The organism is Aeromonas enteropelogenes (assembly GCF_020097295.1).
GTDB lineage: Bacteria > Pseudomonadota > Gammaproteobacteria > Enterobacterales > Aeromonadaceae > Aeromonas > Aeromonas enteropelogenes.
In genome coordinates, this window is the sequence record NZ_CP083625.1 from 2506272 (window position 1) to 2520336 (window position 14065).

Consider the following 14065-nt stretch of genomic DNA (forward strand, 5'->3'; position numbering starts at 1 on the left):
CAGTGGCCGGGATACCAGGATTTGAACCTGGACACATTGACGAGTTCAACACTCATCACGGCTTCCCTTGACCTGTCACCAACACCTATATGCCGGCAACTGAAATAATGGCTGGGGTACTAGGATTCGAACCTAGGAATGGCGAGATCAAAACCCGCTGCCTTACCGCTTGGCGATACCCCAACTAGAGATGGTGGCTATGACGGGATTCGAACCTGTGACCCCCGCATTATGAGTGCGATGCTCTAACCAACTGAGCTACATAGCCAACCTTGCTTCCGGTGAGTCGTTACCTCGTCACCGTGCGGGCCGAATTATGCGTATCTGGCTCTGGGGCGTCAACCCTTTTTTTGCCAGAAAAACTCAATTTGAGTGCGTTTGACCAGTTATTGGCCTCTGTTGCGCAAAAGCCCAACAATCTGCATTTTTTTAAATCATTCCCACTCTTTCGGCAAGCAGGATACAGCAAAACTCGGGCGTGGAATTGCTGCACTGTCATGAGGTTAGGGTGAAGAGAGCGAGCTTGCAGCCCTTTGCCATGGATTCTGTCGTCACAATGATCATTCTCCATGAGTCGCATCGTTTAAAATCAGCCGTTTGGTGCCTCCGGCTGGGAGATAAATGCGCTTTGTATCGGGTTGCTGTAGGCAAATATGCTGTGAGGCCGTTTTTGCCTGCTTCAATCGGGCAGAGGGGGTGGGGATTTTCGCTGCTCCTCTGGGCAAGGTAATAGAGGGCTCAGTGGCAGGGGGGCGGATCCCGTGCTGGCCTGCTGTTGGATGTCGCTCTCATCCGTAGGGCTGTCCTCACAGTAAACGCAGGGTAGCAGGGGTTGCTCAAGGGGCTGGGGGATAGGGAGGATGGAGAAGAAACAGGGGGAATCGCTAAAGAAGAAGCCCATCCGTTGCCGGATGGGCTTCTGGTTGTCTGCCGTATTACCTTGGTCCGGGCCTGTTGACCCGTGGCAAAGGGAAACGCGATTAGACGTTGAACAGGAAGTTCATGATATCGCCATCCTTGACGATGTAGTCTTTCCCTTCGGCGCGCATCTTGCCCGCTTCCTTGGCGCCCTGCTCACCCTTGTAGGTGATGAAGTCTTCAAAGGCGATGGTCTGGGCACGGATAAAGCCCTTCTCGAAGTCGGTGTGGATCTTGCCTGCCGCCTGCGGGGCAGTGGCGCCGACCGGGATGGTCCAGGCGCGAACCTCTTTCACACCGGCGGTGAAGTAGGTCTGCAGGTTCAGCAGCTGGTAGCCGGAGCGGATCACCCGGTTCAGGCCCGGCTCTTCGATACCCAGATCAGCCATGAATTCGGCGCGGTCTTCATCATCCAGCTCGGCGATGTCCGCCTCGATGGCGCAGCAGACCACGACCACTACCGCGTTCTCGGCGGCGGCGATTTCACGCACCTTGTCCAGATAGGGGTTGTTCTCGAAACCATCTTCCGCCACGTTGGCGATGTACATGGTGGGCTTCAAGGTCAGGAAGTTGAGGTGGCTGACGGCGGCCAGCTCTTCCTTGTCCAGCTTCATGCCGCGGATCATCTGGCCGTTTTCCAGGGCCACCTTGATCTTCTCCAGCACTTCCACTTCCAGCTTGGCATCCTTGTCGCCGCCCTTGGCACGCTTGGCCTGGCGGTGGATGGCGCGCTCGCAGGCATCCAGGTCGGAGAGGGCCAGCTCGGTGTTGATCACCTCGATGTCATCGGCCGGGGAGACCTTGCCGGCAACGTGAATGATGTTTTCGTCGTCGAAGCAGCGCACCACGTGACCGATCGCTTCGGTTTCACGGATGTTGGCCAGGAACTGGTTGCCCAGACCCTCGCCCTTGGAGGCACCGGCAACCAGACCGGCGATGTCCACGAATTCCATGGTGGTTGGCAGGACACGCTGGGGCTTGACGATCTCGGCCAGGGCATCAAGACGGGGATCCGGCATCGGCACCACGCCAGTGTTCGGCTCGATGGTGCAGAACGGGAAGTTGGCGGCTTCGATACCGGCCTTGGTCAGCGCGTTGAACAGGGTGGATTTGCCTACATTGGGCAGGCCCACGATACCGCATTTAAAACCCATGGATTGTTACCTTACTTGATGGATGCTGTAAGGGACGCCGGCAGGCGGCCCGTGTCATGCTTTATTCGGCCTTGAAGCTGTGCAAGCGGTTCATGGCCTTGGTCATATCTTGTTTGAACAGGATGTCGGTGGCGCGCAGGGATTCATCCAGCGCGGCATCGATCAGGTTCTGTTCGCTGCTCGGTGCCTTGGTCAGCACGAAACCGGCAACTTGCTCCTTGGCGCCGGGATGACCGATCCCGAGGCGCAGCCGGAAGAAGTTATTGTTGTTGCCCATCTTGGCGATGATGTCCTTGAGGCCGTTGTGGCCGCCGTGGCCACCGCCCTGCTTGAACTTGGCGATGCCCGGGGGCAGGTCAAGCTCGTCGTGGGCAACCAGAATGGCTTCCGGTTCAATCTGATAGAAGCGTGCCAGCGCGGCGACCGCCTTGCCCGAGAGGTTCATGTAGGTGTTCGGGATGAGCAGTCGCACATCCTGCCCCTCGACCTGGATACGGGCAGTGTGGCCGAAGAACTTGGGCTCTTCACGCAGGCTGGCATTGTGCCAGCGGGCCAGTTGCTCCACGTACCAGGCACCCGCATTGTGGCGGGTCTTGGCATACTCCGGGCCGGGATTGCCCAGACCCACGATCAGTTTGATTTGGCTTGTCACGCTTGATGTCTTCACTCGCAGCTGTCCTGGGTACACTACCCAGGGCAATAGGACGCAATATTCTAGCCGCCGAGTGGCGATCACTCAACCGATGTGCACGGGGTGCCCATGAAATGGCGGGATCTGCCCGCGATTTGGCGGCCAACGTTCGGCAAACGGGCCTCTTGCAAGAGGCCCGTGCCGGTTCATCTCGTGGCGCCTTTATTTGGCGCGCAGCAGGGTGACCGTCTCCTCGTCCAGGGCGGTCAGGTTGGGGCGCGCCTCGCGCACGTACTGCACGAAGGAGGCGGCATCTGTGCCGCAATCCACCCCTTTTGCCTTGCAATCGAGCGCCTTGCCGTCGGTATAGATGGCATTGAGCCGCTCGCCGCTCTGCTCCACCTTGAGCACCGGGAAGGCGGCCAGCTTGCCGTTGACGCTGGCGATGTCGACCCGTTCGCTCTGCTGGCGCTGGGCATCGGCCAGGGCCTGCCAGCCATCATTGCCGTTGGCGCTGTAAGCATTCATCACCACCCGGTAGTGCTGGCCATCCATCAGATCCTGCCACTGGCCATCGGCCATCTGGTATTGCAGCTGGGTGAGGGTGCCGGCCTTGCCTGCCTCCGTCTCCTGGAAGGTGTAACGCAGGTGGCCGCCATAGGGGAACTTGCCGGCGTGGGCGCTGGCGGGCAGGGTGGCAGTGATGGTTTCGCTCAAGAGGGCACGCACATCGGCACCGGTCAGGCTCAGCACCGCGAGCTGGTTCTTGAACGGCAGCAGGGTGAGGGCACTGTCCCCTTCGCGCCATTCGCCGGCCGGCAGATCGGCGCGCACGCCACCTACCGCCACCAGGGAGAAGTCCACCGGACCGCCGGTCAGGGCTTGCACCGCCGGGGTGTTGGCCCAGTAATACTGCCCTTCGGCGACCAGGGGGGCGACATCCGAGCCGTGGCTGTCGCTGCCGTTGTCGCCGGGGCGACGGGCATTTTGCAGCTGGGCGGGGATGGTGCCGATCACCGGGCCATAGGCTTTATCCAGCGCCGGTTTGTAGTGGCTGTCGATGATGCCGCGCAGGCGCGGATCCTCATCTACGGTCACCAGGTTGGGCTGGTTGTCGATGAACTGACTCGCCTTTTTGCTGCCTTGCTTGTCGAGGGGTTGGCTGCGGGCCGGATCGGCGAAGAAGTCGCGGCTGGCCAGCAGGCTGTTGTTGCCCTGGCAATCCTGCACCTGACCCTGGCTGTCGAAACTTACCTGGGCCAGACCGATGGCCTGGGCGTAGGAGCCCGCCTGCACCACGCAGGTCTTGCCGATGCCGTCCGGATTGGTCACCAGCTTGGCGTACTCGCCGGTTTTGCCCCAGCCGATATTGCGAAAATCGCCGAGCAGGCTGTGAGAGTGGCCGCCGACGATGGCATCGATACCGTTGACCTTGGCCGCCAGCGCCAGATCCCGCTCGTTGCCGATGTGGGTCAGGGCGACGATCTGGTGAATGCCTTTGGCCTGCAGCATGTCGACCGTGGCCTGGGCCGAGGCCACTTCCTTGTCAAAGCGCAGTTTGCCCACGTTGGGGGCGATATTGCCCATGTCTTCCAGCACCAGCCCCATTACGGCGACCAGCTGTTTGCCTTGCGGCAGGTTGTTGAGATCGGTGACCGGGCTTTTCTGGTTGCCGTCGAAGGCATAGACGACAAAGGGCTTGAGATTGCTGGCCTTGCTCAGGGCCGGATCGTCACGGGTATCCAGGTTGGCGGCCAGCACCGGGAAGTTGACCCCCTCGATGAAGCGGGCCAGCTTCTGGTTGTCGAGATCGAATTCGTGGTTGCCGAGCGCCATGGCATCGAGGCCGAACTGGCTTAGCAACTCGGCGTTGGCCATCCCCTCGTTGAGCTTGAAGTAGCCGCTGCCCTGCCAGGCATCGCCGCCGTGCAGCAGCAGCAGGGGCTGGTTCTTGGCCAGCGCTTCGGCCTGGTAGGCCTTTGCCATGGTGAGCAGGCGCGGATAGCCGCCAAAGCGGGTGTAGAGGGTGTCCGTCTCCTCGTCCTTGTTGAAGATATGTCCCGTCAGCTCGGCGTTGACCGGATCGAACTGGGAGTGGGTGTCGTTCATGTGTGCCAGGGCCAGCACGAAGGGCTGGTTCTCTTTGGCTGGCTGACAGGCGAACAGGGCGGAGGTGAGGGTTGCGAGCAGGAGAGGACGCAAGCAATTCATGGACAAATCCTTAATCCTGCCGGGGGCAGGGTAGTACCAGATATCAGGGTGCTAGAAAGACGAAAACCGCCGGTAGGCGGTTTTCGTTGATACAGCATCCATCAATGCTCGAACATGGCAGAGATGGACTCTTCGTTGCTGATGCGACGAATGGCTTCGGCCAGTACGGTCGAGAGGGTCAGTTGCTTGACCTTGCCAACCGCCTTCATCTCCGGGGTGAGCGGGATGGAGTCGGTGATGATCAGTTCGTCGATCACGGAGTTCTTGATGTTGTCGACGGCGGAGCCGGAGAAGACCGGGTGAGTTGCGTAGGCGAATACGCGCTTGGCACCACGCTCTTTCAGGGCTTCGGCAGCCTTGCACAGGGTGCCGCCGGTGTCGATCATGTCATCGACGATGATGCAGTCGCGGCCGGCAACGTCACCGATCAGGTGCATGACCTGGGAGACGTTCGGGCGGGGACGGCGCTTGTCGATGATGGCGATGTCGGTGTCATCCAGCAGCTTGGCGATGGCACGGGCACGTACCACGCCGCCGATGTCCGGAGAGACGACAACAGGGGCCTCGAGGTTCTTGGACTTCATGTCTTCCAGCAGCACCGGGCTACCGAACACGTTGTCTACCGGAACGTCGAAGAAGCCCTGGATTTGCTCGGCATGCAGGTCAACAGTCAGCACGCGATCCACACCGACGCTGGAGAGGAAGTCGGCGACAACCTTGGCGGTGATGGGCACACGGGCGGAGCGGACGCGGCGGTCCTGACGGGCATAACCAAAATAGGGGATAACGGCAGTGATACGGCCAGCTGAAGCACGACGCAGTGCATCCACCATGACGATCAATTCCATCAAATTGTCGTTGGTCGGGGCACAGGTGGATTGAATGATGAAGATATCGCCACCACGTACATTCTCGTTGATCTGTACGCTGATCTCGCCGTCGCTAAAGCGACCTACGGCAGCATTGCCGAGTTTGATAAACAGGCGATCTGCGATCTTCTGGGCTAGTTCCGGCGTTGCGTTACCAGCAAACAGCTTCATGTCAGGCACGGTTTGAAACCTCGGGGTTGCATCCAGTATGTGGGGGAGTCTGAAATCAGACCCGGATCGTTTGGGGGCAAACGATTTATCAAGATAACGAGCAAGATGTCTGCCGCAGTGAAACGGAGCACTTCAGGTCGGTGGGCGAGCACGACATCGCCCACGCTTCCTCGCTCAAATTGGCTGGGGTACTAGGATTCGAACCTAGGAATGGCGAGATCAAAACCCGCTGCCTTACCGCTTGGCGATACCCCAATCATTTGAACTGTTGCAAAGTGACAAAGAGTGGTGATATGTTCTCGCCCTTGGCGACAAACCCATCCAGCCCCTTCGGCACTTTGGCCAACACTTCCCGAGCAGTCACTTCGTCTTCAAACTGAGCAAAGACGCAGGCTCCTGTGCCCGTCATTCTTGACGGCGCGTATTCTAGCAACCAGCCGAGCGCATTGGCAACCTCGGGGTGGCGCTTTTTCACCAGTAATTCGCAATCGTTTTTCCACTCCCCTTCCAGCAGATTGTGCAATGCCATCTTCGGGGTATCTCTCGGCAGGTCCGGATCCTGGAACACGGCGGCGGTCGCCACATGGCAATCTGGCTTGAGCACCAGATACCAGGCGGAGGGCACTTCGACCGGTTGCAGCCGCTCGCCCACTCCCTCGGCAAAGGCGGCTCTGCCGCGCACGAATACCGGCACGTCGGCCCCCAGCTGGACGCCGAGATCCGCCAGTTCATCTTCGCTCAAACCGGCCTGCCAGAGATGATTGAGGGCCACCAGGGTAGTGGCCGCATCCGATGAGCCGCCGCCGATGCCGCCGCCCATGGGCAAGACTTTTTCCAGCCGGATATGCGCTCCCTGCGGGCTCGGCAGTTTTGCCTGCAGCAGGCGGGCGGCGCGGATGATGAGGTTTTGTTCATCGGGCACGCCGGGAATGGCCGGGCTCAGGGTCAGCAGATTGGTGCCGGGGAGCGGGTCGAATTCCAGCCAGTCGCCGTGATCGAGGAAGATGAACAGGGTCTGCAATTCGTGATAGCCGTCCGGACGACGGCCATTTACGTGGAGAAACAGGTTGAGTTTGGCCGGTGCCGGCCAGCGGGTCGGGTTCATCAGCGAGCGAGAGTCCATTGGTTGATCTGAAGCTTGAGGCGGCTGCCCTGGCCGGTCATGGTGAGCTGGTGCGGCAGGCGGTAGCCATCCTGATCCCGATAATCGCCGTAGGCTATCTGCCACTGACCGTCACGGACGCTGGCCAGGCTGGCGTCGGGATTGAGCTCAAATTCGGCCTGGCCCGGCAGCCCCTTGATCCACTCCGGCAATCCGGCGACCGGGATGTGCCAGCCGGTGAGCTGATAGACCAGCGCCTCGGCATCCTGGCTCTGGTGGCGGTTGCCATCGCTGTCGAGCAGGGTGATCTCGCCCTTGTTGCGGGAGAGCTCCAGAATGCTGGTGCCGATCAGGCTGGTGAGGTTGAGGCGATAGTCATCGCCGTCCTGCTGCCAGTTGAGGCGGGCGCTGCCCTTCTGCTGGGGGGTGATGATGGCCATCTTGCCGGAAAGCTGCCAATGGGTCAGCTGCTCGAGCCGGGTACGCTCCTGGTTCCAGTTCACCTGGTCCCGCTGGGGCTGGGTGGTGGCACAGCCGCCGAGGATCAGCAGGCAGGCGAGGGTGAAAATACGTAGCAGCAAGGCAAGGCTCCAGAGAGGGGAATTTGCCACAGTATACGGGGCGGCCGTATTGCTTTTAAAGACTTACCCTTTCTCGTACAATTGGCAGCCTTTGCACCCAGCGTATGAAATGACTGTCGCCCACTCATGAGTTTGCTTGCCCTCGGAATCAACCACAACACCGCCAGTGTCGCCTTGCGAGAAAGGGTCGCCTTTGGCCCGGACTGCATCGATCGCGCCCTGCGTGAGCTGGTGAGCCAACCCGGCGTCAGCGAGGCGGTGATCGTCTCCACCTGCAACCGGACCGAACTTTATTGCAATCTGGACGGGGAGCAGCAAGAGGCTGTATTGCGCTGGTTGCAGCAGTTTCACGGGCTGGATGCGGCCGAACTGGTCAGCGCCATCTATCAGCACCATGACGAAGAGGCGGTGCGCCACCTGATGCGGGTGGCCTGCGGTCTCGACTCCCTGGTGCTGGGAGAGCCGCAGATCCTGGGGCAGATCAAGCAGTCCTACGCTCATGCCCAGCAGTCGGAAGCGATCAAGGGAGCGCTGGAGCGTCTGTTCCAGAAGTCCTTCTCGGTGGCAAAACGGGTGCGCACCGATACCGAGATCGGGGCCAGCGCCGTGTCGGTAGCCTTCGCCGCCGTCAGCCTGGCGCGGCGGATCTTCTCCGATCTCTCCCAGACCAAGGTGCTGCTGGTCGGCGCCGGCGAGACCATCGAACTGGTGGCCCGCCATCTGCGCGAACAGGACGTCACCCAGATGATGGTGGCGAACCGCACCCTGCAGCGGGCCCAGACCCTGGCGGCCGAATTCGGCGCCCAGGTGATGACCCTCGAAGAGATCCCTGATTACCTGCACGAGGCGGACATCGTCATCAGCTCGACCGCGAGCCCCTTGCCCATCATCGGCAAGGGCATGGTGGAGCGGGCCCTCAAGGCGCGCCGCTTCAAGCCCATGTTCCTGGTGGATATCGCCGTGCCGCGGGATATCGAGGCCGAGGTGGACGAGCTCTCCGACGCCTATCTTTACACCGTGGACGATCTGCAGGGGATCATCGAGCAGAACCTCGAGACCCGCAAGCGGGCGGCCGCCGAGGCGGAGCTCATCGTGCAGGAAGAGCGCGACGAATTCATGGGCTGGTATCGCGGCCAGAATTCGGTGGATCTCATCCGCGACTATCGTCAGCACTCCCAGCAGGTTGCCGACGAGGAGCTGCAGCGGGCCCTGCAGGCCCTGGCCCAGGGCGAGAGTGCCGAGCAGGCCCTCAAGGCGCTGGCCCATCGCCTCACCAACAAGTTGATCCACGCGCCGACCCAGGCCCTGCGCCAGGCGGCCTCCCAGGGTGACGAGAGCGCCCTGTCCCGGTTGCGTCAGGCGCTGGGGTTGTCACAAGAGTCATAGTGTTCGGGCGGCCAGCCGGTCGTCCTCTCCTCCATTGAGATTGCAAGAGTTATGAATCCGTCACTGATCAGAAAGCTGGAAGGCCTCATCGAGCGCCACGAAGAAGTACAGGCCATGCTCGGCGAGCCGGACGTGGTCTCGGATCAGGAGCGTTATCGCGCCCTGACCCGGGAATATGCCCAGCTGGAGGATATCGTTCACGCCTTCCAGCGTTTCCGTCAGGCCCAGGAGGATCTCGAGACCACCCAGCTGATGCTGGAGGAGGAGGATGCCGACCTGCGCGAGATGGCGCAGGAGGAGCTGCCGGTCGCCAGGGCGGCGCTGGAGGCGCTGGAGCAGGAGCTGCAGGTGATGCTGCTGCCCAAGGATCCCAAGGATGACAACAACTGCTATCTGGAGATCCGCGCCGGTGCCGGTGGTGACGAGGCGGCAATTTTTGCCGGCGACCTGTTTCGCATGTATTCGCGCTTTGCCGAGCGCCAGGGCTGGCGCGTCTCCATCGTCAGCTGCAACGACGGGGAATATGGTGGCTACAAGGAGGTGATCGCCAAGATCGATGGCGAGCACGTCTACGGCCGTCTCAAGTTCGAGTCCGGTGGTCATCGGGTGCAGCGGGTGCCGGAAACCGAATCCCAGGGGCGGGTGCACACCTCCGCCTGTACCGTCGCCGTACTGCCGGAAGTGCCGGAGGCTGAACAGATCGAGATCAACCCGTCCGAGCTGAAGATCGACACCTTCCGCGCCTCCGGTGCCGGTGGTCAGCACGTCAACAAGACCGACTCCGCCATTCGCATTACCCACCTGCCGACCGGCCTGGTGGTGGAGTGCCAGGACGAGCGCTCCCAGCACAAGAACCGCGCCAAGGCGATGTCGGTGCTCTCCGCCCGTCTGCAGGCGGCCGAGGATGAGCGCCACCGCGCCGCCGAGCAGAGTACCCGTCGCAACCTGGTGGGGTCGGGGGATCGCTCCGAGCGCATCCGCACCTACAACTATCCCCAGGGGCGTCTCTCCGAGCACCGCATCAACCTCACCCTCTATCGCCTCTCCGAGATCCTGGAAGGGGATCTGGACTGCGTCATCACGCCGCTGGTGCAGGAGTATCAGGCCGATCAGCTCGCTTCCCTGGCCGAGAGCAATTGATGCAAATGCAGATCCGGCAAGCTCGCATTCAGAGTGGGACGAATAAGGTGGGGGAAAACTGATGCAAATCCAGCAAGCCCGCGCCCACATCATGGCGACCCTGGCGGGGGGCGAATCTCCCCGTGCCGATGCCGATGTGCTGCTCTGCCATCTGCTGAAGTGCCGGCGCAGCTACCTGATGACCTGGCCCGAGCGCGAACTCGATGACGCCCAGCAGGCGACCCTGCAGGGCTGGCTCGTCCGTCGCCTCAATGGCGAACCCATCGCCCACCTGGTGGGGGAGCGGGAGTTCTGGTCACTGCCCCTCAAGGTGAGTCCGGCGACCCTGATCCCGCGCCCCGATACCGAGGTGCTGGTCGAACAGGCGCTGGCACGGTTGCCCGCAGGCCCCTGCGCCCTGCTGGATCTGGGCACCGGCACCGGTGCCATCGCATTGGCGCTCAAGTCCGAGCGGCCCGATGCCGATGTATGGGCGGTGGACAGGATGGCGGATGCCGCGGCCCTGGCTCGCGAGAACAGCGCCGCGCTGGATTTGCCCATCACGGTTCGCGACGGCAGCTGGTTCGCGCCGCTTTGCGATCCGCTCTTGGGTAAGGCCCCCCGTTTCGCGGTGATTGTCTCCAACCCGCCCTATATCGACGGCGCCGATCCTCATCTCGAGCAGGGGGATGTGCGCTTCGAACCCCGTTCGGCCCTGGTGGCCGACGAGGCGGGGCTGGCGGACATCCGCCACATAGTGGCCGAGGCGCCCGCCCATCTGCTGGCGGATGGCTGGCTACTGCTGGAGCATGGCTGGGAGCAGGGCGCTGCCGTGCGTCAGCTGCTGCTGGCGCGTGGTTATCGCGCCGTGACCACGGTGCGCGATTACGGGGACAACGAGCGGGTAACCCTGGGCCAGTGTCCGGCCTGCTAAATCCTTTACAACCGGTTTGACGAGTCGCTGGGTGATGACCCAGCGGCCAAGGATTGAATATGTATTTTGTGCTCAAGCATCTGCACCTGACCCTGATTGCCGGGGCTGTGCTCTTGTTCATGGTTCGCTTTTACTGGGTTCAGGCCGGCTCTGACCGGGCCTATAGTGCCCCCGTGCTGAAGGTGAGCGGCCTGCTCAATGGCCTGGTAGTCCTCTCGGGCGTGCTGCTGTGCATGGTGCTGGATCTCAACCCCTTCAACAACGGGACTCCCTGGCTCAGCGAAAAGCTGATGGGCATCCTGGTGCTGGTGTTCCTGGCCGCCATGGCGTTGCGGCTGGCCAAAAGCAACCTGGTGCGCTGGTGCTCCTTTCTCGGAGCACTGGGATGGATCTATTTTATTGCCAAGCTGGCACTGCTCAAACAGGCGAGTTTGTTCGGTTAAGGCATGAAGACGATGTTACGTATAGACGAATGGACCGACTTTGAAGCCCATGACCTCACCGAGCTGGCGCTGGCGGTGAGTCACGAGGTATATGGCCCGGCCGGGCAGGGGCTGCGCGAGCTGGACTTGCTCGACGAGTGGCTGGATGAACAGATAGCCGAAGGCACCTGTGACGAGGTGCGCCAGCAACTGCTGGAGGGCTTCTACCACAGCCTTGGCTTTTACGGCGACTGGCAGGATTATTTCTCGGCGCAGAACTGCGACATCAACCAGGTGCTGATGCAGCGCAAGGGGATCCCGGTCAGTCTCGGTATCCTCATCATCCAGCTGGGACGCAAACTCGGGCTGGATGTGGAGGGGATCTGCTTCCCCGGTCACTTCCTGGTGAGCTTTGCCGGTGGCGAGGGGGAGGTCTATGTCGATCCCTTCACCGGTGACGAGCTGACCCTGGCTCGTATCGAACTGCTGCTGCGCGGCGCCCTGGGGGATCTGGCGACCCTGACCCCGAACTATTTGCAACCCTCCGGTCAGTGGGAGATCATCGAGCGGCTGCTCAACGTCAGCAAGGGAGCCCTGCTGCGGGAAGAGCGCATGGTCGAGGCTCTGCGCTGCAGCGAACTGCTGCTGCGGATGAAACCTGGCGATCCCCTGGAGACGCGGGATCGCGGCTTTATCTACGAGCAGCTCGACTGCCCCCGGCAGGCGGCGGAAGATTTTGAATATTTCATTGAACAATGCCCGGATGACCCGGTGGCCGATGTGCTGAAAGCACAGCTGGCCGCGCTGGATCTGACTTCCAAGCCCCTCCATTAAGGAGGCGGGCTTGGGAACTGAAACAGAAGAATATCAAGGCTGATGTGCCCAGGGCGCAACAGTCTGAGTTGGCTACAACCCCCAAGCCTTTCATTTAAGGATGCCTGAGATGGAACAGAAGAATATCAAGATCAACCAGATCGACGTCGCCAACGACAAGCCGTTCGTGCTGTTTGGTGGCATGAACGTGCTGGAATCCCGCGACATGGCGATGGCGGTGTGCGAGAAGTACGTGGAAGTGACCAGCAAGCTGGGCATTCCATTCGTGTTCAAGGCGAGCTGGGACAAGGCCAACCGCTCCTCCATCCACTCCTACCGCGGCCCCGGTCTGGAAGAGGGGATGAAGATCTTTGAGGAGCTGAAAGCTACCTTCGGCATGCCGGTCATCTCCGATTTGCACGAGCCGTGGCAGGCCAAGCCGGTGGCCGAGGTAGTGGATGTCATCCAGCTGCCCGCCTTCCTGGCGCGCCAGACCGATCTGGTGGAGGCCATGGCCCGCACCGGCAACGTCATCAACATCAAGAAGCCGCAGTTCCTCAGCCCAAGCCAGATGAAGAACATCACCGACAAGTTCGAGGAGTGCGGCAACGATCGCCTGATCCTGTGCGAGCGCGGTGCCAACTTCGGTTACGACAACCTGGTGGTGGACATGCTGGGCCTGGGCGTGATGAAGAAGAGCACCGGCGGCTACCCGGTCATCTTCGACGTGACTCACTCCCTGCAGTGCCGCGATCCCATGGGTGCCGCGTCCGGTGGCCGCCGCGAGCAGGTGACCGAGCTGGCCCGCGCCGGTATGGCGGTAGGCCTGGCGGGTCTGTTCATCGAATCCCACCCGGATCCGAAAGTGGCCCGTTGCGACGGCCCGAGCGCCCTGCCGCTGGAGAAGCTGGAAGGTTTCCTCAAGCAGATGAAGGCTATCGACGATCTGATCAAGGGTTTCGAGCCCCTCGATACCTCTGCCTGATACTGGCAATGGATAGCAAAAGGCCCCGCGATGCGGGGCCTTTTTGTTTGGCGAGTCTGGCTTGTGGCCATGAAAACGGCCCCCGGGGGCCGTTTTTGAGGGCAGGCTGTGCAGCCCGCCGTCACGACAGAGTGTGGATCACAGGCTCTGGGTGAAGGTACGGGTTACCACGTCACGCTGCTGTTCCGGGGTCAGGGCGTTGAAGCGCACTGCGTAGCCGGACACACGGATGGTCAGCTGCGGGTATTTTTCCGGGTTGGCGATGGCGTCTTCCAGGGTTTCGCGACGCAGCACGTTGACGTTCAGGTGCTGGCCACCTTCAACGGCCGGCTCGGCCTGAACCGGCAGCTCGCGGTATTCGAACTGGCCCAGCTCGGCGATCTGGACTTCCTGATCGGCAGCGAAGGCATCGCCTTTGGCGCAGATGCAGCGAGCCTGTTGCTTCTCTTCGTCCAGCAGCCAGAAAGAGTTCAGCAGAGCGGTGTTGGCGGCCTGGGTGATTTGAATGCCTTTGATCATGGTATGACTCCTCAATGGGAAGCGGATCCGACTGTAAGGAAATTACCCTGATGTAGTTAAGCTACCGTGAATTTCGATGGCTTAAAGGGGCCTTGCCTTACACCTTTACTTTGATGGGGTCATATATACCATGGTGGGAATATTACGAAAATTGATCCAAATCAATAAAATCCCACTTAGCCTGCGCTGGGCAGGATTAAATTATTGAGTTGAATCAAAAATAGGTCATTTTTCTGATTTCGTAAGATAT

The 14065-nt window shown here is 61.0% G+C and carries 12 protein-coding genes, 3 tRNA genes and 1 pseudogene; 6 read left to right on the forward strand and 10 right to left on the reverse strand.

What is annotated here, in order from left to right; all coding sequences use genetic code 11:
- Positions 1-108: 108 nt before the first annotated feature.
- The 9 genes and pseudogenes from LA321_RS11835 to lolB form a co-directional block, all read right to left on the reverse strand.
- Positions 109-183 (reverse strand) — tRNA-Gln (locus tag LA321_RS11835).
- An 8-nt stretch (positions 184-191) separates the two neighbouring features.
- Positions 192-268: transfer RNA gene (locus tag LA321_RS11840), tRNA-Met, on the reverse strand.
- 712 nt (positions 269-980) lie between these two features.
- Positions 981-2072 carry a redox-regulated ATPase YchF gene (ychF, locus tag LA321_RS11845; RefSeq protein ID WP_026457962.1) on the reverse strand — a complete coding sequence of 364 codons (1092 nt, stop codon included), beginning with the start codon at positions 2070-2072 and terminating at the stop codon, positions 981-983.
- Between the two features lie 61 nt (positions 2073-2133).
- Positions 2134-2724, reverse strand: coding sequence for an aminoacyl-tRNA hydrolase (gene pth / locus LA321_RS11850; RefSeq protein WP_026457963.1), 591 nt, complete (start codon positions 2722-2724; stop codon positions 2134-2136).
- A 201-nt stretch (positions 2725-2925) separates the two neighbouring features.
- Positions 2926-4914, reverse strand: coding sequence for a bifunctional metallophosphatase/5'-nucleotidase (locus LA321_RS11855; RefSeq protein ID WP_042072243.1), 1989 nt, complete (start codon positions 4912-4914; stop codon positions 2926-2928).
- A gap of 101 nt (positions 4915-5015) precedes the next feature.
- The gene (locus LA321_RS11860; RefSeq protein WP_026457470.1) at positions 5016-5963 is read right to left on the reverse strand and encodes a ribose-phosphate pyrophosphokinase; all 948 of its coding nucleotides are present in this window, start codon (positions 5961-5963) and stop codon (positions 5016-5018) included.
- 171 nt (positions 5964-6134) lie between these two features.
- A tRNA-Gln gene (locus tag LA321_RS11865) sits at positions 6135-6209 on the reverse strand.
- Positions 6189-7059, reverse strand: a pseudogene (ispE, locus tag LA321_RS11870) (4-(cytidine 5'-diphospho)-2-C-methyl-D-erythritol kinase). Before ispE ends, LA321_RS11865 begins: the two are co-directional and overlap by 21 nt.
- Positions 7059-7637 carry a lipoprotein insertase outer membrane protein LolB gene (gene lolB / locus LA321_RS11875; protein ID WP_042072242.1) on the reverse strand — a complete coding sequence of 193 codons (579 nt, stop codon included), beginning with the start codon at positions 7635-7637 and terminating at the stop codon, positions 7059-7061. Before lolB ends, ispE begins: the two are co-directional and overlap by 1 nt.
- 126 nt (positions 7638-7763) lie before the next feature.
- Here lolB and hemA point away from each other — a divergent pair, with 126 nt between their 5' ends.
- From hemA to kdsA, 6 genes are all read left to right on the forward strand, one after another.
- Complete coding sequence (gene hemA, locus LA321_RS11880; protein ID WP_042025634.1) at positions 7764-9023, forward strand: glutamyl-tRNA reductase; 1260 nt, start codon at positions 7764-7766, stop codon at positions 9021-9023.
- 51 nt (positions 9024-9074) lie between these two features.
- Positions 9075-10163 (forward strand): peptide chain release factor 1, encoded by a 1089-nt coding sequence (gene prfA / locus LA321_RS11885; protein WP_042072240.1) that lies wholly within the window; start codon positions 9075-9077, stop codon positions 10161-10163.
- 61 nt (positions 10164-10224) lie between these two features.
- On the forward strand, positions 10225-11076 hold the full coding sequence (prmC, locus tag LA321_RS11890; RefSeq protein WP_042072239.1) for a peptide chain release factor N(5)-glutamine methyltransferase: 852 nt from the start codon (positions 10225-10227) through the stop codon (positions 11074-11076).
- Between the two features lie 59 nt (positions 11077-11135).
- A complete protein-coding gene (locus LA321_RS11895; protein ID WP_042072238.1) occupies positions 11136-11519 on the forward strand; it encodes a SirB2 family protein in 384 nt (127 codons plus the stop codon).
- 12 nt (positions 11520-11531) lie between these two features.
- Entirely contained in the window at positions 11532-12332 is an 801-nt protein-coding gene (locus tag LA321_RS11900) for a SirB1 family protein (RefSeq protein ID WP_042072237.1), read from the forward strand.
- 109 nt (positions 12333-12441) lie between these two features.
- Positions 12442-13296 carry a 3-deoxy-8-phosphooctulonate synthase gene (gene kdsA / locus LA321_RS11905; protein WP_042025631.1) on the forward strand — a complete coding sequence of 285 codons (855 nt, stop codon included), beginning with the start codon at positions 12442-12444 and terminating at the stop codon, positions 13294-13296.
- 138 nt (positions 13297-13434) lie between these two features.
- On the opposite strand, the gene grcA is transcribed toward kdsA, so the two are convergent.
- On the reverse strand, positions 13435-13815 hold the full coding sequence (grcA, locus tag LA321_RS11910) for an autonomous glycyl radical cofactor GrcA (protein WP_042025630.1): 381 nt from the start codon (positions 13813-13815) through the stop codon (positions 13435-13437).
- Positions 13816-14065: the final 250 nt, after the last annotated feature.